Source organism: Actinokineospora auranticolor (genome assembly GCF_002934265.1).
Taxonomy (GTDB): domain Bacteria; phylum Actinomycetota; class Actinomycetes; order Mycobacteriales; family Pseudonocardiaceae; genus Actinokineospora; species Actinokineospora auranticolor.
The window spans coordinates 70,015-89,322 of record NZ_PTIX01000031.1; the positions used below are offsets into that span (position 1 = coordinate 70,015).

The following is a 19,308-nucleotide window of genomic DNA, read 5'->3' on the forward strand; positions in this document are numbered from 1 at the left end:
GACCTCGACCCCGTTGCCCGCCTACCGGTTGGCGGAGGAAAGCTGGAACTCGACACGGAGCGGGTTGCTCCGGTTGGCCGCCGTCCACCGGAATCCGGGTTACGAAACGATCTTGCGAGGCTAAGGTGCGGTTCATGCGTACTGCGGTGGTGGCGGTGGCGGCCTGCCTGGTACTGGCCGGGTGCGGGTCCGGCAAGGCGGACATGTGGGCGGAGGTCGAGGTCCCCAAGAAGGTGACCGACACGGAAGACTGCTTCCCGGTCGGTGTGGTGGACGTACCCGCCGACTGGACGCCGATCAACCTCGGCCCCAGGGGCGAGTCGCTCCGGTTCGGGCTCAAGGCGGAGTGCGACATCACCAGCGACCACGCGGCGGGCGTGGTGAAGGTCTACCAGGGCAGTCGCCTCGAGTCCGACACCGGCGAGCGGCTGACCGACCGCGAGGTGCTTGAGGCGTACCTGGAGGTCCAGGACGCCTCCGATGTGGAGATCCGCGAGGCCAAGGTGGGTCGGGCCGGCGGCTTCGAGGCGGTCTGGCGCACCAACGGAAAGCCCAACCGCGCCTTCACCTACACCGTGTACGGCGGCAGCCACACCATGCTGGTGGCCGCGCTGGGCGCGCCGGACGACAAGTTCGAGGAGACCGTGCTGCCGGTGTACCTCCTGGCCCGCAAGAGCGCCCAGGACTCCGGCCCTTAGGAGGCGTGTTCGCGCACCGCCCGGTCGACCAGGGCACGCACGCGGTCAAGGGACACGTCGCCCTCGACCAGTTCGGTGGCGACGTGTTCGAACGCCACCAGCGAAGCCGCGAGGACCGCGCGCGGGAAGACGGCCGTGTCGGCCATAGCGCCCAGGTGGATCCGATCTGACGTGCCCCGGATGTCCAGGTATAGCGCCATCTTCTCCGACTCGGACACCGCGGGCCAGGCCAGTTCGGTGGTCGACGGGTCGGGGTCGGCGGCCGGTCGTCCTTTGCGGACGGTCGACCACATGTCGTTGAACTGCACGCCCGGCACCAGGTCCCGCCCGGACAGCCGCAGCGCCTCCCGGGCGGACCGGGTGTCGTAGCGGGAGTGGGCGCGGGCCACGGCCATCGTCTCGGTCGCCAGGTCGAGGAAGTCCGCGAGGGACTCGCCCCGCAGTTCGGTGACGGTGTGCACGACCTGGTTGAGTGTCGTGATGCTGGCGGCGACGTCCGGGGTCGCGCGGTTGCTCTGCATGACGTCGAGGCGTAGGGCGGGAGCGGGCCAGGAGCAGCGGGTCAGGGCCGCGGTGATCGCCAGCAGCACCACCGACGTGCTGGCCCGGCAGCGGCGGGCCGCGTGGCGGACGGCGGCGGCGAGCACCTCGGACGTCAGGTCCGCGCCGACGAAGCGCGGGGACTCCGGCTCGGCGGTCGGTGTGATCGGTTCTGGCATGCGGTTCATGACCGCGCGGAGGTACCGGATGGCGTCGATGTTGCGGCGTTGACCGTCCGGTGTGTGCTCGGCGAGCGCGATGTCCAGGGGTTGCGACGCGTGGCGCGCGGCGGGCATCGGTGTGCGCGCGGCCTTGGCGTCGAGCATCGCGGTCACTTCCCGCACCAGGGCCTCGGTCGCGGTGTAGTCCGCCGACAGGTGCGACAGGGTGAACGCGACGACCACCGGGATGCCGTCGTGCAAGGCCACCGACAGCCGCAGTGGTAGCTCGCGCGAGTGGTCCAACGGCCGCGCGGTGCCGCGCTCCCAGCAGGTGGCGACGATGTCGCCGAAGGCCACCGGGTCGTCGGCGGGTCGGTCGTACACGTCCACCGGCAACGTGCCGGAGGCCAGCACCCGCTGGACCGGCTCGGCGCCGGGCCGTTGCTCGACGTGGGTGCGCAGCGACTCGTGCCGCGACAGCAACTCCCCGACGGCGTCGAGCACATCGCCGAGTTCCAGCAGCAGCGGCACCGGCAGCCACCGGGTCAGGAAGAAGAACGGCTTCACCCGCGGGTGCCACTGGTTCAGGCTGTCCCAGGTGCCCAGCTGCCCCCAGCACAGCGGGCCGCTCCGCGCGGTGCCGCCGTGGAACTCCACCACGGCCCGGCTCTCGGTGATCACACGGCCTCCTCGTGGACCGGCACGGCGAACAGCACGCGGCGCAGGCACAGCACCGAGTAGGTCAGCCCGGCGACCCAGCCGACCACGACCGCCCACATCACCGCCTCGACGCCGAGCACGCCGTGGAACAGGTAGGCGAACGGGATCTGCACCAGCAGGAACGCGATCACCGTGCAGACCAGCGGCGCCGTCGTCCGGCGGGCGCCGTTGAGGTACCCGTGCAGCACCACCATCAGCGTGTACAGCACCAGGAACGGGTAGATGATCAGCAGGTAGCGCTCGGTCAGCGCCCGGGTCGCCGGGTCGTCGGTGAACAGCGCGGCGATCGGGGCGCGGGCCGCGAGCACCACCGCCGACACCACGAGCGTGAGCACCGCGGTCAGGCCGAGAGTCCGGGTGAGACCGAACCGCGCGCGCGGTTCGTCCCCGGCGCCCAGGTTCTGCGCGGCGAACGCGGTGACGGCGCCGGAGAAGTCCAGGAACAGCATCCCGGTGACCTGCTCCACCCTGGACACGATGCTGAACGCGGCCAGCACCACCGGGCCGAAGGCCTGGAGGATCCAGACCAGCACCATGATCCCGAGCGCCAGGATGATGTGCTGACTGGCCAGGGGGAACCCAAGCCGCACCGCGTCGGTCAGCTCGCGGCGCACAGCGGGTTTCCCACCGGCGCGTGGAACCGGGTACTTGCGCGCCGCCACCGCCACCCCGACGACGAGCGCCAGCGTCGAGGAGGTCGCGGTGGCCAGCGCGGCACCGGCGATCCCCAGGTCCCACCCGGCGACGAACAGCAGCACCAGCACCGCGTTGGTGACGCTGCCGAAGCCCGCCACCCACAGCGCCGTCCGCGAGTCGCCGAGGCCGCGCAGGTAGGCACTCACCGCGGCCGTGCCGAAGATGCCCGGGAAGCCGAGCGACAGGGTGCTGAGGAACACCGACGCGTCGTGCGCGAGTTGGCCGCGCAGGCCCATCACCGCCAGCGCCGGGTCGATCAGCACCGTCGCCAGCAGCACGCAGCCCGCCGACCAGACCGCGGTGAGCAGTGCCAACGACAGCACGACCCCGCGCCGGGCGTCGGCGTCGCCGCTGCCGCGCAGGTGCGCGAGGCGGATGGTGAACGCCGTGCCCAGTCCGATGAACATCGCGTTGAGCAGGTAGAACAGCGGGCCCGCCGCGCCGATGGCGGCGAGGCCGTCGACGCCGGTCCAGTGCCCCACGACGATGCCGTCGACCAGCACGTACCCCTGCTGGAGCAGGTTCGCCGCGGTCAGCGGGAGCGCGAACCCGACGACCTTGCGCAGTGGCGGGCCGGTGGTCATGTCGGCGGCGTCGGCGCCCATCAGCTCGCCTCGGGGTTCGGTTCCGCGAACGCCTGGAGTTCCTCGATGTGGTAGGCGATCTCGCTGGTGGTGCGGTCGGCGAGCAGGTCGGCGACGTCGTAGGTGACGCCGTGCACCGTGGCGATGGTGCCCGCCACCGTGGCCGCCATGATCGAGTCGCCGCCGAGGTCGAAGAAGTCGGCCTCGACGTCGAGTTCGGCGTAGCCGAAGGCGAGCGCGAGGCACCGCGCGACGGTCCGCTCCACGTCGGTGAACTCGTCGCGGCCGGTCAGCTCGACGGACACGGCGGCGACGGTGGCCCTGGTCTTGTCCGCCGCCGCGCTGAGCCGGTCCGCCAGCGCCCGCATCTCCCGCTCCACCTTGGACTCGATGTCGGCCGACAGCGCGACGTCGTAGGAGCGCAGCAGGTGGATCAGCTCGCCCCGGTAGTTCAGCTCGCCCGCGAACAGCCGCGACCGCCCGGACCGCAGACCGGCGTCGAGCACGTCGAGACCGGTGGTGGTGGGCAGCGCCTTGAACATGGTGTCGCCGTTGGTGCCGAAGTCGACCGCCATGCCGATCTCCTTCCACGCCACCCAGTCCAGGGCGATGACGTGGCAGGGGCCGCCCGCCTGGGCGCGCGCCAGGTTGTCGAGGTAGTAGTTCGCGGCGGCGTAGTCCGCCTGGCCGGGGGCCGGGAACACCGACGCGACCGAGGAGAAGTGCGCGATGAAGTCCGGTCGGTCGGCCTCGGTCAGCCGGTCGAGCACGAAGGCCGCGTGCAGCTTGGCCCGGACGACGGCGTCGAAGTCGGCGCGCTCGCGGAACATCACGGTGCTGCCGCCGGGCAGGCCCGCCGCGTGCACCACGCCGTCGACGCGGCCGTGGCGGTGCTGGAGGTCGGTGATGGCGGCGCCGAACGCGGCCGGGTCGCCCGCGTCCGCCGCGACGACGTGGACCCGCGCGCCGGTCTGCTCGATCTCGCGGACCGCGGCGACGCGCCGGGCCGCCGGGGACCCGCTCGGCACGACCGACAGGTCGTCCCACCGCTCGCGCGGGGGCAGCCCGGATCGGCTCAGCAGCACCAGGTCGATGTTCGGTTGGGTGGCGGCGAACCGCTTGGCGACGGCCAGGCCGAGCGCGCCCGTGCCGCCGGTGATCAGGTACGTGCCGCCCGCGCGCAGGTGTTCGGTGGGGCCGTCCTCGTCGATCTCGGGTACCTCGACGAACACCTCCCGCAGCCGCCGCTCGCCCCGCAGCACCGACAGCCCGCGCTCGTCGGTGAGCACCTCGGCGCGCAGGGCCGCCGGGGGCACCGCCGGATCGACGTCGACGTGGGCGACCTTGAGGTACGGGTACTCGCGCTCCACGACCTTGCCGAACCCGACGAGCGCCGCGTTCTCCGGCACCACCTGCTCCCCCGGCGCCGCGCAGACCGCCGTGCGGGTCAGCACCACCAGCCGGGTCTTCACACCCGCGGCCATGAGCGACTTGGTCAGGTGGAACAGGCCGCCCAGGTTCTTCGCCACCCGGCGGTCCACTCCGGACACGTCCGGCGCGGCCTTGTCCTCGAACGCGGTGGCGTACAGGACATGCGAGACGCCGTCGTCGACGAGTCGCGCGAGCTGGTCGCAGGCAGCCGGGTCGTCCGTCCGGAACGGCGCGCCGCCGGGTTCGACGGGCTCGCCGACCCGGACGTACCGCACGTCGCCGAGTCCGGCGGCGGCCAGCGCGTCCTCGGCGTCGGTGTCCGGGTCCACGACCGCGAGCACCGTGACCGCGCCGCTCGCCGCGACCGGCGCAGGGGCCTCGCGGAGTTCCACGTCGTGGGTGACCGGGTGCCGCTCGTCGTGCGTGGTCAGGTTCATCGTGTCGCGCCAGGTGTCCGGGAACTGGACCCACGCGAGGGTTTCGTCGAACACGTACCCGGGCAGGCGGACGATGCGCGGCGGCCGGTCACCGGTCGTGAGGTCCAGCGCGCCGTCGCGGAGGAACGCGGTGGCCTGTTCGCCCAGCGGGCCGTCCGGCAACGGGTCGCGCCGCTCGACCAGCAGGCCCGCCAGCTGGCGGCGCAGGTCGGCAGCGTCGGTGACGACGAGCGCGACGCGGTGCCGGTGCCCGGAGCGGGAGGCCCTGGTGGTGTGGCAGACGTCGGCGATGTCCACGTCGTCCAGCCCGCCCGCGTCGATGAACGCGAGGTGGCTCTCCACGATCCGGGTCAGGGACCGGATCGTCGCCGCGCTGAGCACGAACAGCTGCGGACCGGTGGACGCGGGCCGGTCGTCCACCGCGACGTGCTCTTCCAGCACGGCGTGGGCGTTGGTGCCGCCGAGGCCGAAGGCGCTCACGCCCGCGCGGCGCGGTCCCTCGGGGGTCCACGGCCGCGGCTCGGTGGGCAGGTACAGCGGTCCGGCGGTGAAGTCCAGTTTCGGGTTCGGTGTCCGGTAGTTCGCCTGCGGTGGGATCACCCCGTTGCGCAGCACGGCGATCGCCTTGATCAGGCCGATCACCCCGGAGCCCTCGAACAGGTGCCCGACGTTGGCCTTCACCGTCCCGACGGCGCAGAACTGCCGGTCCGCCGTGTGCCGCGCGAACGCGCGCTTGATGCCCTCGTGCTCGATCGGGTCGCCGACGCGGGTGGCGGTGCCGTGCGCCTCGAAGTAGCCGATGGTGCGCGGGTCGACGTCCGCGTTGCGCCACGCGCTCAGCAGCAGCTCGGCCTGCGAGTCGCTGTCCGGGTTGGTGATGCCCTCGGTGTTGCCGTCGTGGTTGACCGCGCTGCCCTTGAGGACGGCGTGGACCTGGTCGCCGTCGGCGAGCGCCCGGTCGAGCCGCTTGAGGACGACCGCGCCGGAGCCCTCGCCGAAGCCGGTGCCGTCGGCGGCCTCGTCGAAGGTGCGGGTGACGCCGTCGGAGGACTCGATGCCGATGTTCGAGTGCGGGTGCCGGACCGGCGCGAACACGATCCGCGCGCCGCCGACCACGGCCAGGTCGCAGTCGCCGACCAGCAGCGCGTTCTTGGCCTGGTGCACCGCGACCAGGGTCGCTGAGCACGCCGTGTCCACGACCATGCTGGGCCCGCGCAGGTCGAGGAAGTGCGACAGCCGGTTGGCCAGCATCGCGGGGATGTTGCCGGTGATCGCCTGCTGGCCGACCGACGGGTCGACGCGGCTGATGTAGTCGAGGTAGGTCGACCCGGGGTTGACCGCGAAGCCGACGAACACGCCGGTCCGGCTGCCGCGCAACCGGTCCAGCGAGTAGCCCGCGTCCTCGAAGGCGAGGTACATCGCGCGCAGCACCATGCGGTGGTGCGGGTCGGTCAGCGTCGCCTGGCGCGGGTTCATGCCGAACGCGGTGTGGTCGAAGTGGTCGACGGTGTCGAGGAAGTACCCGTTGTGGTACTCGACGTCCGGTTCGTCCAGCGGGTCGACGCTGGTCGCGCGCAGGTACGCGATGTACTCGGCGAGCTTGGCGCGGCGGTCGGTCGGGAACGGCCGCGCGGTGCCCGAACCGGTGCTGACCAGCCGCCACAGCTCGTCGAGCCCGGACGCGCCCGGTACGTCGACGGACAGGCCGACCACGGCGATGTCGTTGTTCGGCACGTTGCTGTTGTTCCCCATGGCTCCCGCTCAGTGGATCCGGGTGACCAACGCGGTCACCGTCCTGCCGTTGACCTCGTCGAACTCCGTGACGCCCAGCGCGCGCAGGGTGTGCACCACGCGCACCCACTCGACCGGCTCGGCGAGCTGGCGGGCCAGCAGGTCCGCGCCGTCGGCCGGGTCGAACAGGGCACCGGTGACGCTGGAGACCACCGGGGTCGTGGGTGGCGCGAAGACCTGCTCGGCGAGCACCGCGCGGAACCGCTCGGCCGCCGGTGCCATCAGCGGCGTGTGGAACGGGCCGCTGACGTTCAACGGCACCACCCGGGCGCCGGGCAGCGCGGCGATGGCCTTCGCGGCGACGGCGAGTTCCGCGCGGTCGCCCGCGATGGTGGTCTGCGTGTCGGCGTTGGAGTTCGCCACGTGCACGTTCGGCACGCCGGTCTCGGCGAGCGCGCGGCGGACGAACGCGGCGGGCACACCCTGCACCGCGGACATGCCGCCGCCGGTGACCCCGGCCATCAGCTCGGCGCGCCGCGCGACCAGCGCGAGCCCGTCGGCCAGGCTGAGCACGCCCGCCGCGACCAGCGCGTTGTACTCCCCCAGGCTGTGCCCGGCCAGGTAGTCGGCGCGCGGTGCCTCCCGCGCCATGAGCGCGTTGACGAAGAACACCGCGGGCTGCGCGAAGCGGGTGTCGCGCAGCCGCCGCCGCGGGTCGCGGACGCACAGCTCCTCGATGGAGTAGCCCAGCGCCTCGTCGGCCAGCGCGGTCGCCTCGGGGTGGCGGGCGAACAGGTCCGTCCCCATCCCGCGCTTCTGCACGCCTTGGCCGGGGAACAACAGACAACGCACGGTTCGCTCCTCTCTCAGCCCGCTGGTCGCAGCGGTTCGACGCGGACGGTGGTGCCGCGCAGGCACTCGCGGGTGAACCGGCGGGCACCCGGCCCGGGGCCCGCGTCCAGCACGCGGTCGGCGGACGCGTCGGCGACGGCGCGGGTGACCGCGCTCGCCCAGTCGTTGGGGCGCGCGAACACCTGGTCCAGGTACTCGGTGACGAGGTCGTCGGCGCCGCGCAGGTCACGTCCGCCGTCGGCGGCGTAGACCGGCAGCGCGAGGTCGCCGGGGCCCGGCAGGGGGCCGATCGCGGGCAGGTCGGCGCGGACGCGGGCGGGGAGACCGGCCAGCAGCGGGCTGTGGAAGGGGATCGTGGTGGGGAGGTCGGTCCACGTCGTGTCCTGCCTGGTGAACGGCGCGGTGCCGCGCAGCGCGCGCAGGTCGGCGGGTGGGCCGGTGAGCACGTGCGCGGTGGGGGTGTTGATCAGGCCGATCGAGACGGTCGGGTGGTCGGTGAGCACGGCGCGCAGGTCGGCGGTCGTCGGGCCCGTGACGGCGCACATCGGCGCGCCGGTGTCCGGTGCCAACTGTTGCGCGCGGACCAGTCCGGCCAGCACGAGCTTGACCGACCCCGTTGCCAGCGCGAAGAAGTCGTCCAACCGTCGGCTCCGCACTCCCGCGACGACCGCCGCCTGGAGTCCGATGCTGTGGCCGAGCGCGCCGACCACGTCACCGGGCGGTGTGCCCGGTTGCAGGCGGACGAGTTGGTGCACGTGGACCAGGACACCCGTCGCGGTCGAGTCCAACGCGCGCGGTTCCACCCCGCCCAACCACTTCTCCAGCGGCAACCCGTCCGGCAACACGACAGGCCCGAGATAATCGACCATTTCGTCGAGCGCGCGGTGCACCGAATGGAAGAACGCGGCATTCCCCGAGTGGCGGCGAGCCTGCCGCAATGCGGGAATCAGGGACTCGTTCCGCGCGCCGAGACCGTCGAACAGCACAAGCGAACGCATCGCACCTTTACCATTTTCCGACACGCGGCGGACCGGCCGGGAACGCGCGCGTAAACGCGGCGTTTCGGCTGATCAGGACACACTGACAGGCAACAGGGGATTAACCGGGAGAGAACGATGACACTCGCAGCACAGCAGCGAATGACATCGATCACCACTCGCCGAGAACCAGTGGCACAACGGTCATCCGGCCGGATTCCCCCCGCTCCGACCACTGATCATCAGGGACGAGTTGTACGCTAATACCGGCGCACCCTGGGAGACAATTACCAACGTCCACCCCCACCCGAACGGTGCAATTCCTCACCGAATGTCACCGCCGAGTCACACCACCGCTTCTTGTTGGAGATTTTCCATCAACTTCCGCGCGGCTCACTACACTGCCCGTCACCGAGACGATCACCCGGTAGTGAGCGGGTATCGCACCGGCGGACTGTTGTCCCCGCCCCGGCGCTCGGCCAGGTTTGCCGTGTGACGAGCGACCTGCAGCAGCGCAAGACCGCCCTCGTGTTCACCGCGATGGACGCGGACAACGACGGCTACCTGGAGCGCGCGGACTTCGAGGCGCTGACCGACCGGTGGACGACCATCCGGGGCCAGGCCGGGTCGGCCCGCCTGCGCGAGATCATGATGGGGTGGTGGGACGCGCTGCGCGCGATGTGCGACGCGGACGGCGACCAGCGGGTCACACTCGCGGAGGTGTGGTCCGTGGTCGACAACCTGGGCTCCATGCTGGACCGCGTGGCCGCCACCGCCGACTCCATGTTCGAGGCGGTCGACGAGGACGGCGACGGGCGGGTGACCGCGGCCGAGTACGCCCGCATGATCCGCGCGTGGACCGGCCGCGCCACCCCGACCGACGCCGCGTTCGCCCGGCTCGACACCGACGGCGACGGGTTCGTCTCGCGATCCGAGTTCACCGCGCACTGGGTGGAGTTCTGGGCCGGGGACGACGAGGACGCCCCCGGCACCCACCTGTTCGGCGAACTAGGGGTCGACGCGTGACCTCGCCCCGCTCCGACGGCGGGCGTGCGCGACGGCGGTGACCGCTCCCGTCGCCACCAGGGTCAGCGCGGCCAGCCCGGCGACGAACCACACCGCCACCCTGGCCGGTCGTTTGTCCACTGTAGAGCGATCGGGGATGGCGATGTGCTCGGAGGGCGGGGTTGTGCGACGCGGTTCGGGGGCGATCGTGGTCACGGCGGCGACCGGGTTCACGACGCCCGCGCCGATGGTCGGGTCCGGGGCGGCCGGGGCGTCGGCGGTGTCGGTCAGCCTGGTGATCGTCTCAGCCGCGGTCAGGGCCGGGTGCCGCGCGCGGACCAGGGCGGCGGCCCCGGCCGCGTAGCCGACGGCGAGTTCGGGGCCCGCCGCGAGTCGGTGTCCCGAACCGGAGGGGCCGATGCCGACCAACTGCTCGGCGGGCGCGGCCAGCGCGGGCCGCGCCCCGAGCAGGACGGACTTGGCGAGCCCGTCCGGGCCGACCGGGGACACCGCGAGCACCCCGTCCAACGACGCCGGGAACGCCCGCTGCCCCACGCGCCGGACTGCGGCGGACGCGACGACGAGGACGTCGCGTTCGCGCGCGGCGGTGACGGCGGCCCTCAGCGCGGGGGTGTCGCCGGTGCCGATCAGACCGACCGCGACGACGCGCGCGCCGGAGTCCACGGCCCGCCGGATCCCCGCGGCCAGCCGGTCCGGGTCCACCGCGCCGGGGTCTCCGGTGACCCGGATCGGCAGGATCGTCGCGGCGGGGGCGAGTCCGACGAACCCGGACCGCGGCACCGGTCGCGCGGCGATCAGGCCCGCGACGAACGTGCCGTGGCCTGAGCGGTCGGTGTCGGCCGGGCCACCGTCCACATCGAACCCGTGGTCGACGGCGCCCGCGCGGCGGCGCTGACACCGTTGTCCACCATGGTCGGCGGCCACCCGTCGGCGGGGTCGAGCCTCCGCACCGCCCAGGGCACCGCGGTCTCCTCCCCCGCGCACCCGCCAGACGGTCGTGCGCGCGCCGGGACCACCACGACTGCGGAGACCACCATGACGGCACCGGCGGCGACACCAAGATCGGCTGCCGCCCCGGACCACCGATCCGCCCGTGGCCGAACCACTTCGCGCGAGCGCCGGAGTGGTTCGGCCAGGGCTGTGGTACCCGCGAGACGGCCACCGCGGGCGGTCTTGAGGCACCGGCTCTCGGTGGGCGCCGTTCCGCGTCGGACTCCTGCCGCGCGACGCCTCGGCGCCAGAGCGGTCAGCCTGCCGGGGTCCGAGCGGGTCGCCGAGTCAGTCGGCGGGCACCCGTGTGACTCGGGTCCAGCCGCGCCAGCCGCGTTGTTCCAGGATGGCCAGTACCCGTGCGGCGCCCGGGGCGGACTCGATCATGGCCGTGTCCAGCAGGTCGACGAACCGGTCGTCGAAGCCGTCCGCGGTCTCGCCCGCCTGGGTGGCGCGGGCCATCAGGCGTTCCAGGACGTCGGCGATCTCGACGATCCGCGGATCGTCGGCGGGGGCGTCCAGGTCGCCTTGGAGGAAGCCGTAGAGCCGCACCACGTCCGGGTCGTCCAACCGCTCGTGCTTGTCCGCCATCACGGCGTCGATCAGGTGCGGCACCTGGGCGGCGACCAGGATCCAGGCGTCCCGCTCCATCGCGATGTACCGCTCCCCGACGCCGAGCCCGCGCAGCCGGTCGAGGTAGCGCACGACGCTGGGCGGCAGCGCCAGGTGTTCACCTGCGGCGAGCCCGGCGAGGCGCCGACGGGTGTCCTGGAGCCGCCGGACCTCGGCGCGCAGCCGGGTGTCGATCTGCGCGACCGCACGGGCGAACTCCGCCGGGTCGGCGTCGAGGAGTTCCCGCACCCTGGCCAGCGGCACGCCCGCGTCGGCCAGGGTGCGGATCCGGATGAGCCGCACGACCGCGGCCGCGTCGTAGGCGCGGTAGCCGGAGTGGTCGCGCGCGGGTTCGGGCAGCAGGCCGATCCGGTGGTAGTGCCGCACCGCCCGCACGGTCACCCCGGCGTGCGCGGCCAACCGGCCGATGGTGAGCATGGTTCCCAGCCTGCCTCAGCCGATCCGACGGCGGTAGGCGGCGACCGCGAAGGCGTACGCCACCGCGAGGGTGCCCGCGCACCACCCGAGGGCGGTCCAGATGGCGCCGCCGACCGGCCGCTCGGCGAGCAGGTCGCGGAGGGCGGTGACGATCGGCGTCACCGGCTGGTGCTCGGCGAACCAGCGCACCGGGCCGGGCATCGTCGCGGTGGGCACGAAGGCCGAACTGAGGAACGGCAGGAAGATCAGCGGGTAGGAGAACGCGCCCGCGCCCTCGACGGACGTCGCGGTGAGGCCGGGGATGACGGCGATCCAGGTCAGCGCCAGGGTGAACAGCAGCAGGATGCCCGCCACCGCCAGCCAGGCCCCCACCCCGGCGCCGGAGCGGAAACCCATCAGCAGCGCCACGCCCACGACGACCGCGAGCGAGATCGCGTTGGCGACCACCGACGTCAGCACGTGCGCCCACAGCACTCCCGACCGCGCGATCGGCATGGATCGGAACCGCTCGAAGATCCCGCTCTCGCGGTCCACGACGAGCCGGAGCGCGGTGTAGGCGACGCCGGATGCCACGGTGATGAGCAGGATGCCTGGCAGCAGGTAGTCGACGTACCGGGTCCGGCCGGTGTCGATGGCGCCGCCGAAGACGTAGACGAACATCAGCATCATGGCGACGGGTGTCACCGCGGTGGTGATGATGGTGTCCACGCTGCGGGTGACGTGGCGCAGGGTCCGCGCGGTGAGCACGGCGGTGTCGTGGAGGAGGTGCACGGTCATCCCCGTTCCTTCGCGCCGCCGACGATCGCCAGGAAGACGTCCTCCAGGGTGGGCTGCTTCTCGACGTACTCGGTGGTGGGCGGCGGGAAGAGCCGCCGCAGGTCGGTCAAGGTGCCGTGCGCGATGATCCGACCCTCGTGCAGGATCGCGATCAGGTCGGCCAGCCGTTCGGCCTCCTCCAGGTACTGGGTGGTCAGCAGCACCGTGGTGCCGTGCTCGGCGAGTTCCTCGACGGTCCGCCACACCTCGACGCGCCCCTCGGGGTCGAGCCCGGCCGTCGGTTCGTCGAGGAAGATCACCGGCGGGTCGCCGACCAGGCTCATCGCGATGTCCAGGCGCCTGCGCATACCGCCCGAATAGGTCGATACCCGGCGTTCGGCCGCGTCGGTCAGGGAGAAGCGCGCCAGCAGGTCGTCCGCGACCGCGCCCGGGTCGTCGAGGTGGCGGAGCCTGGCGACGAGGACGAGGTTCTCCTGGCCGCTGAGGATGTCGTCGACGGCGGCGAACTGCCCGGTGAGGCTGATGGACTCGCGGACGCCTGCGGCCCGCGTGGCGACGTCGAAGCCGTTGACGGTCGCCGTGCCCGCGTCGGCCCGCAGGAGCGTGGCGAGGATCCGCACGGTCGTGGTCTTGCCCGCCCCGTTGGCGCCGAGCAGCGCGAAGACGCTGCCCCGCGCCACGTCGAAGTCGACACCGCGCAGCACCTCCACCGGGCCGTAGGACTTCGCCAGGCCTCGTACCCGGATCGGCGGGTCGGTCGTCACTGTTCCTCCTCTGTGGAGCCGTTCGGTCGGCTACCAGGAGGATGGCGGGTTGACCCGGCGTCAGGGTCAAGTCGGCGGCCCCGAGAAAATCTTGAAAAGCGTCCGGGGACGATGTCGAAACGGGGCAGTCCCGTTCGACGCCCGGGTGGAGCGGGGTCGTGACCCGGGCGGACGGCCCGGGGCCCCGGACGAGCAGGAGGCAAGCGATGCGGGTCATGGTGCTGGGCAAGGCGACCGTCGAGTCCGAGGCCGGGCAGCTGCCGAGCATGGAGGCGCTGGAGGCGATGGGCCGGTACAACGAGGAGGTCGTCAAGGCGGGCGTGCTGGTCGCCGCGGACGGGCTGCACCCCAGTTCCCGGGGTGTCCGGGTGCACTTCGACGGTGACGACCGGACGGTGGTCGACGGGCCGTTCGCCGAGACCAAGGAGCTGATCGCCGGGTACTCGATCCTGGAGGTGGCCTCGCTCGAGGAGGCCGTCGAGTGGGTCAAGCGCTCACCCAACCTGATGCCCGGCGGGGTCGGCGAGGTCGAGATCCGGCCGATCTTCGAGGCCGCCGACTTCGGCGAGGTGTCCGAGGAGGTGCTGGCCCAGGCCGACGGCGTCGGCGAACTGGGTCGGGCCAACGTGGCCAAGTGGCGCGCCGAGCAGGGCGGGAACTGAGCCCGGGCCGGTGATCGGGTTCCCGCTCGGTCGCCGCGCGCGAACGTGATCACCGGCTGGTTGCGCCCGTCCGCCCGGTGCGGTTGGGTCCACGACGTGCCAGCCGCCGATCCGCCACCCGCCGACCCGCCCGCCAACCGGGCGGTGGAGGCGGTCTGGCGGATCGAGGCGGCGCGACTCATCGCGGGCCTGGCCCGGGTGGTCCGCGACGTCGGCCGGGCGGAGGACCTGGCGCAGGACGCGCTGGTCGCCGCGCTCGAACAGTGGCCCGCGTCCGGCATACCGGACAACCCCGGCGCCTGGCTCATGGCGGTGGCCAAGCGTCGGGCGGTGGACGGCCTGCGGCGCGAGGTACGGCTGGCGAGCAAAGTCGCGGAGCTGGGTCGCGACCTGGCGACCGTCGAGCTCGATCTCGACGTCGAGGACGACGTCCTGCGGTTGATGTTCACCGCCTGCCACCCCGTCCTCACCCCACCCGCCCGCGCGGCGCTGACGTTGAAGATGCTGGCCGGGCTGCGCACGGAGGAGATCGCCCGCGCGTTCCTGGTCCCCACCCCGACGATGGCCCAGCGGATCGTCCGGGCCAAGAAGACCCTCGCCGACGCGCGGGTGCCGTTCGAGGTCCCCACCGGCGCCGAACTCTCCCCCCGCCTGGCCTCGGTCCTCGGCGTGGTCTACCTCCTGTTCAACGAGGGCTACTCGGCCACCGCGGGCCCCGACCTGCTCCGCCCCGCCCTCTGCGACGAGGCGATGCGCCTGGGCCGGATCCTGGCGGCGCTGGCACCACACGAGCCGGAGGCGCACGGGCTGCTCGCGCTGATGGAACTGCAGGCCTCCCGGCTGCGGTCCCGCACCGACGCCACGGGCGAGATCGTCACCCTCCTCGACCAGGACCGCACCCGCTGGGACCGTCTGCTGATCGGACGTGGACTGTCCGCACTGGACCGAGCCGTCGAGCTGGGCGGGGAGACCGGGAAGTACGCGGTGCAAGCCGCCATCGCCGCCTGCCACGCCCGCGCCCACACCGCCGACGACACCGACTGGGGCCGGATCGCCGACCTGTACGGCGTGCTGGCACAGGTGGCGCCATCCCCGGTGATCGAACTGAACCGCGCCGTCGCGGTGTCCATGGCGGACGGACCTGCCGCCGCGCTGGCGCTGGTGGACGCCTTGGTCGAGACGAAGGCGCTGGCCCGGTACCACCTGCTGCCCGCGGTCCGCGCCGACCTGCTCGTCAAGCTCGCGCGGCCGGATGAGGCCCGCGCCGAGTTCGAACGGGCCGCGGCGCTGACCGACAACAACCGTGAACGCGACCTGTTGCTGACCCGCGCCAAGGCCTGCGACGCGACACCGACGGGGTGATGGCGGCGGCGGCCACGAGGAGCCCCGCCGCCCAGCGACCAGCAGCATCACGGCGTTGGCGACCGCGGGCAAGCCGGGGCGGCGGACGTCCGGTCGCAGCGCTTTCAGAGTGATCGAGATCGGACGTGCTGTCCGGGGTGCGGCTCGTCCCGAGGTGGTCACCCGGTGCCGGGTGCCGCCGACTTGTCGGGGTTGTCGCGGTGCTCGCCGGGACGGGGCAGCACACCGGCTTCGTCGAGTTCCGCGTGCCTGCTGCCCGCCATCCCGACCACGAGGTTCGCCGCGGCGTCGAGGGACTCGACCTCGGTGGTGTCCACCACCCGGGCGCGCTGCCGGTAGCTGAAGACGATCAGACCGACCAGCAACGCGAGCAGCACGATCGACGAGCTGTAGGTCCCGTAGCCGAGGCCGCCTTTCGCCACCGGCTTGCTGAACAGGTCGCCCGCGGTCGCGCCCAGCGGGCGGGTCAGCACGAACGCGACCCAGAACAGCAGGACGTTGGAGATCGGGGTGTACCGCATCGCGAGTGCCAGCACGCCGATCATGCTCGCGACCAGGACCGCGCTGCCGCCGTAGCCGAGGCCGGAGTCGTCGGAGAGGAAGTCGCCGAACGCCGTGCCCAGCGTGTTCGAGATCAGGATCGCGATCCAGTAGAGCAGTTCGCCACCGAAGGTGTTGATGTCGACCACGTTGAACGAGTGCCCGCTGAGCTTCCACACGGCGAAGACGATCAGCAACGCCGTCACCAGCACGCTCGCGCCCAGCGCGTAGCCCAGGTCCAGGGTGCGGTCCATGAAGTCGGACAGCGTGGTGCCCGCCATGCTGGTGGACAGGATCACCGTCCAGTACAGCACCGGCTGGAACGTCCGCACGCTCAACTGGCACACCAGGGTGATGACGAAGATCCCGATCAGGACCAGGAAACTGATCAGGTAACCCACGTTGAGCGTCTGCGCGATCAGGTCGCCGCCGGTCTCGCCCAGCGTGGTCGCGGCGATCTTCATGACCCAGAAGATCAGCGTGATCCGGGGAAGTTTCGACGACACAGCGGCCGTTCCTCGCATACCCGTCTCCTGGATGTTCCGTACGCGCCAAAACGCCATGTGTGCCCGATTTTCGGGGTAACCGGTCGAGCGCAGGACAATACTGGTGGCCACCTGGCCGCCGTACAAGTTCGCGAATTTCCCAGCCCCCGATGGGGATAGTCGGCGCGATCCGCGACCCGGAACGATAACCGGTTCGGCCGCGCGCGGCCGCGAATTCGCCCATAGGTGTCAATCGGGACAGCGCGCGAACTCGCTTCCACGGAAGCGATCCCCGCTGTCCTCTACGCTCCGATGTGGACTCACGGGTGCCAGGCCAGGGCGCACGTAGTAGCCGGTCACACCAACAGCGAGCACGACGGCGACCACGGCTACCATCTGCCAGAGCCCGCCGCGGCTCTCGGTTTCCCGCACGCGGGAGGTCGTGTAGGCCTTGGTGACCGCCAGCAGGACGACGACTCCCACGATGCCCGCGCCGAAGACCGCGCTGCGGCACGACCAGCAGCAGGACCCCGGTGGCGACCGAGGTGCCGCCAAGGCCGAACCCAAGGTTCACGTTCAGGAGTCCGCGGCCGACTCCCCCCGGTCGTGCACAGCACCTTGATGACCCAGAAGTAGACGGTGGCTTCCGGGACCTTGTTGAGCGGCAAGCGGCCTTGGTGGTCGGTGTTCACGGGCGTTCCCTCGGTGTGGACGGCACGGACGCCGGATGGGAGCGGGTGGTGATGAGCACGGGGGGCACCCTGTCGACCAGCAGGCGGTGGGCCCACAGGCCGGTCGCGCCGATCGCGGCGCCGACCAGGAATCCGATGAGGACGTCGTGCGGGTAGTGCGCGCCCAGGTAGACGCGGGAGACGCCGACCAGCAGGGTGAGGGCGGTGGCGGTCAGGCCCTGCGCGCGGTCGGTGAGCAGGATCCCCACCGCGGCCGCCGCGGCGACGGTGGCGTGGTTGCTGGGCAGGGCGTAGTCGGTGACGTAATCGCACGGCGCGACGGTGACCACGTGCAGCACCTGACACGGTCGGGGTTCGCGCACCAGCACCTTCACCAGATTGCTCACCCCGTACGCCAGCAGGACCGCCACCGGTGCCCACAGCGCCGTCGCGGCCACCACCGGCGACCGGCGCCGGGCCCGCCACCACGCCACCACCATCACGATGGCGAGCAGGAACAACGCGCCGTTCGTGTAGGCAGACACGATCGTGTGCAACCACGGGGTGCGTTCGGCAAACCCCAACAGCGCGCCGGTCACGCGCGGCTCCTCGACCGCACCAGCCGGGCGGCGACCGGCAGCAGGGACAGCACGACGATGGCAGCGGTGATCGGCAGCAGGTAAGTGTCAACGTTCGGGATCGTGCTGCCCAGCAGGTAGCCCGCGACCGTGACGCCGACCGTCCACAGCAGCCCGCCGAGGACCTGCCACAGCGCGAACACCCCGGCCGGTACCCCGGTGAGCCCGGCCAGCGGGTTCAGCACCGTCCGCACGACCGGGACGAACCGGGCCAGCACGATCGCCTTCCGGTGCCCGTAGGACTCCAGGAACCGCTTGCTCCGCCCGACGCCGTTGTGCAGGTGTCGGTTGCGCGACCGCGCCAGCAGGGCGGACCCACCCCGGCGGCCGATCAGGTACCCGATCTGCGCGCCGAGCAGGGCGTGTGCTGGTCGAAAATGCTGTCACCGGCCGTGAGCTGCGGATTCAGGCGGCTGGTTGGTAGTGGTTGAGCAGTCCGGCGAGTCGTTGTGTACGTGTGATCCGGTCGGTCTGGGCGGGCAAGGGGATCACTTTCAGGTCGTCGTCGGGGGCTCGTGGGTTCATGCCGTGGCCTTGGTGGCTACGGTGGGTGTTGCGGTGCTCGACGTATGCGTCCAGTACGTGCTGAGGTGGCGGCGGTCGATGATGAGTAGCCGGTCGGTGCATTCGCGTCGCAATGACCCGATCCAGCGTTCGGCAAAGCGTTCATCCGTGGTGCTTGCGGCGCGGTGAGGACCACATGGATGCCGATCGAGGCGAATACCGCGTCGAAGGCCGCGGTGAACTTGGCGTCCCGATCACGGACCAGATGGGTGAAGCGATGCCCAGCGTCATCGAGCTGCGCTGCGAAGTCGCGGGCCAGTTGGGTCGCCCAGGTCCCGTTCGGGTGGTCGGTGACGCCGAGTAGGTGGACGCGGCGGGTGTGGTGTTCGATGACGAATGCCGCGTAGAGGCGCTGAGTGTGATGGTGTCGACGTGGAAGAAGTCGATCGCGGGAAGACCATCGGCTTGGGCAAGCAGGAACGCGCGCCACGCGTCACCGCGGTCAGAGGGCGGCGGAACACGACGGGCGCGCAGGATCCGGCGGATGGTCGAAGCGGCGAGACGATGCCCGAGCCGACGCAGCTCGCCAGGATCCGGACCACCCCCAGGTCGAGTTCTCCCTCGCCAAACGGACGACCAGAGCGACGACCTCGTCGCTGATCGGCGGACGGTTCAGCGGTTTCGGTTGACGCCACTTCCTGGCCACGAGCACCTGAACCAGGAATCGGTACAACAGTCGAACAGCCACAGACCACCAATCAACGAACATCACACAACAGCAGCTCAGGCTGGCGACCGAGTTTTCGACCAGCACAGGTGTCTGAACGCGGATGAGAGCCTTCGCCGACCGGGCAAGCGCAGGCAAGTCAAGAGTCCGGTGAACAAGGCGCGAATCAGAGGAGAAGGGAAGGGTTGCGCGCCATCGGATTTCCCGCCGAGGAGTGAAGCGCTCAAGGCGGGTACCGCACTCGAGTCAGATGGGGTGGTGGTTTCCGGTTACGTACAAACGATT

General features: G+C 71.7%; 16 protein-coding genes. 4 read left to right on the forward strand and 12 right to left on the reverse strand.

Features of this window, described 5'->3' with window-relative positions; translation table 11 throughout:
* The first annotated feature begins 134 nt into the window (after nucleotides 1–134).
* A complete protein-coding gene (locus tag CLV40_RS33295; protein WP_146108363.1) occupies nucleotides 135–698 on the forward strand; it encodes a lipoprotein in 564 nt (187 codons plus the stop codon).
* Here CLV40_RS33295 and CLV40_RS38560 read toward each other — a convergent pair.
* The 5 genes from CLV40_RS38560 to CLV40_RS33320 are packed head-to-tail and all read right to left on the reverse strand — an operon-like array spanning nucleotide 695 to nucleotide 8,848.
* Nucleotides 695–2,080, reverse strand: a complete 1,386-nt coding sequence (locus CLV40_RS38560) for a condensation domain-containing protein (RefSeq protein WP_104482996.1) — start codon at nucleotides 2,078–2,080, stop codon at nucleotides 695–697. The genes CLV40_RS33295 and CLV40_RS38560 overlap by 4 nt on opposite strands.
* Entirely contained in the window at nucleotides 2,077–3,420 is a 1,344-nt protein-coding gene (locus CLV40_RS33305) for an MATE family efflux transporter (RefSeq protein ID WP_104482997.1), read from the reverse strand. The genes CLV40_RS38560 and CLV40_RS33305 overlap by 4 nt, the downstream gene beginning before the upstream one ends.
* Nucleotides 3,420–7,019 carry a type I polyketide synthase gene (locus CLV40_RS33310; protein ID WP_104482998.1) on the reverse strand — a complete coding sequence of 1,200 codons (3,600 nt, stop codon included), beginning with the start codon at nucleotides 7,017–7,019 and terminating at the stop codon, nucleotides 3,420–3,422. The genes CLV40_RS33305 and CLV40_RS33310 overlap by 1 nt, the downstream gene beginning before the upstream one ends.
* 9 nt (nucleotides 7,020–7,028) lie before the next feature.
* Nucleotides 7,029–7,850, reverse strand: a complete 822-nt coding sequence (locus CLV40_RS33315; protein ID WP_146108365.1) for an ACP S-malonyltransferase — start codon at nucleotides 7,848–7,850, stop codon at nucleotides 7,029–7,031.
* A gap of 14 nt (nucleotides 7,851–7,864) precedes the next feature.
* Nucleotides 7,865–8,848, reverse strand: coding sequence for an ACP S-malonyltransferase (locus CLV40_RS33320; protein WP_146108366.1), 984 nt, complete (start codon nucleotides 8,846–8,848; stop codon nucleotides 7,865–7,867).
* 471 nt (nucleotides 8,849–9,319) lie between these two features.
* On the opposite strand from CLV40_RS33320, the gene CLV40_RS33325 reads away from it, so the two are divergent.
* On the forward strand, nucleotides 9,320–9,853 hold the full coding sequence (locus CLV40_RS33325; protein ID WP_181043902.1) for an EF-hand domain-containing protein: 534 nt from the start codon (nucleotides 9,320–9,322) through the stop codon (nucleotides 9,851–9,853).
* On the opposite strand, the gene CLV40_RS33330 is transcribed toward CLV40_RS33325, so the two are convergent.
* The 4 genes from CLV40_RS33330 to CLV40_RS33345 form a co-directional block, all read right to left on the reverse strand.
* Nucleotides 9,836–10,777 carry a S8 family serine peptidase gene (locus tag CLV40_RS33330; RefSeq protein WP_181043903.1) on the reverse strand — a complete coding sequence of 314 codons (942 nt, stop codon included), beginning with the start codon at nucleotides 10,775–10,777 and terminating at the stop codon, nucleotides 9,836–9,838. The genes CLV40_RS33325 and CLV40_RS33330 overlap by 18 nt on opposite strands.
* Before the next feature lie 354 nt (nucleotides 10,778–11,131).
* Nucleotides 11,132–11,893: a MerR family transcriptional regulator gene (locus CLV40_RS33335; protein WP_104483002.1), complete on the reverse strand. Its 762-nt coding sequence runs from the start codon at nucleotides 11,891–11,893 to the stop codon at nucleotides 11,132–11,134.
* 15 nt (nucleotides 11,894–11,908) lie between these two features.
* Entirely contained in the window at nucleotides 11,909–12,670 is a 762-nt protein-coding gene (locus CLV40_RS33340; protein ID WP_104483003.1) for an ABC transporter permease, read from the reverse strand.
* A complete protein-coding gene (locus CLV40_RS33345; RefSeq protein ID WP_104483004.1) occupies nucleotides 12,667–13,434 on the reverse strand; it encodes an ABC transporter ATP-binding protein in 768 nt (255 codons plus the stop codon). Before CLV40_RS33345 ends, CLV40_RS33340 begins: the two co-directional genes overlap by 4 nt.
* A 206-nt stretch (nucleotides 13,435–13,640) precedes the next feature.
* Here CLV40_RS33345 and CLV40_RS33350 point away from each other — a divergent pair, with 206 nt between their 5' ends.
* Nucleotides 13,641–14,096 (forward strand): YciI family protein, encoded by a 456-nt coding sequence (locus tag CLV40_RS33350; RefSeq protein WP_104483005.1) that lies wholly within the window; start codon nucleotides 13,641–13,643, stop codon nucleotides 14,094–14,096.
* Nucleotides 14,097–14,192: 96 nt separating this feature from the next.
* Nucleotides 14,193–15,458 carry an RNA polymerase sigma factor gene (locus CLV40_RS33355; RefSeq protein WP_104483014.1) on the forward strand — a complete coding sequence of 422 codons (1,266 nt, stop codon included), beginning with the start codon at nucleotides 14,193–14,195 and terminating at the stop codon, nucleotides 15,456–15,458.
* 158 nt (nucleotides 15,459–15,616) lie between these two features.
* On the opposite strand, the gene CLV40_RS33360 is transcribed toward CLV40_RS33355, so the two are convergent.
* From CLV40_RS33360 to CLV40_RS33375, 3 genes are all read right to left on the reverse strand, one after another.
* On the reverse strand, nucleotides 15,617–16,522 hold the full coding sequence (locus CLV40_RS33360; RefSeq protein ID WP_104483006.1) for a COG4705 family protein: 906 nt from the start codon (nucleotides 16,520–16,522) through the stop codon (nucleotides 15,617–15,619).
* Nucleotides 16,523–17,171: 649 nt separating this feature from the next.
* Complete coding sequence (locus tag CLV40_RS33370; protein WP_104483008.1) at nucleotides 17,172–17,753, reverse strand: phosphatase PAP2 family protein; 582 nt, start codon at nucleotides 17,751–17,753, stop codon at nucleotides 17,172–17,174.
* On the reverse strand, nucleotides 17,750–18,151 hold the full coding sequence (locus tag CLV40_RS33375; RefSeq protein ID WP_104483009.1) for a VTT domain-containing protein: 402 nt from the start codon (nucleotides 18,149–18,151) through the stop codon (nucleotides 17,750–17,752). Before CLV40_RS33375 ends, CLV40_RS33370 begins: the two co-directional genes overlap by 4 nt.
* Nucleotides 18,152–19,308 lie beyond the last annotated feature (1,157 nt).

Bases quoted from the DNA above. Each gene is read 5' to 3' on its own strand.
- CLV40_RS33305 (WP_104482997.1), bottom strand. From the start codon at position 3,420: ATGGGCGCCGACGCCGCCGACATGACCACCGGCCCGCCACTGCGCAAG.
- CLV40_RS33340 (WP_104483003.1), bottom strand. From the start codon at position 12,670: ATGACCGTGCACCTCCTCCACGACACCGCCGTGCTCACCGCGCGGACC.
- CLV40_RS33295 (WP_146108363.1), top strand. From the start codon at position 135: ATGCGTACTGCGGTGGTGGCGGTGGCGGCCTGCCTGGTACTGGCCGGG.
- CLV40_RS33335 (WP_104483002.1), bottom strand. From the start codon at position 11,893: ATGCTCACCATCGGCCGGTTGGCCGCGCACGCCGGGGTGACCGTGCGG.
- CLV40_RS33350 (WP_104483005.1), top strand. From the start codon at position 13,641: ATGCGGGTCATGGTGCTGGGCAAGGCGACCGTCGAGTCCGAGGCCGGG.
- CLV40_RS33360 (WP_104483006.1), bottom strand. From the start codon at position 16,522: ATGCGAGGAACGGCCGCTGTGTCGTCGAAACTTCCCCGGATCACGCTG.
- CLV40_RS33320 (WP_146108366.1), bottom strand. From the start codon at position 8,848: ATGCGTTCGCTTGTGCTGTTCGACGGTCTCGGCGCGCGGAACGAGTCC.
- CLV40_RS33310 (WP_104482998.1), bottom strand. From the start codon at position 7,019: ATGGGGAACAACAGCAACGTGCCGAACAACGACATCGCCGTGGTCGGC.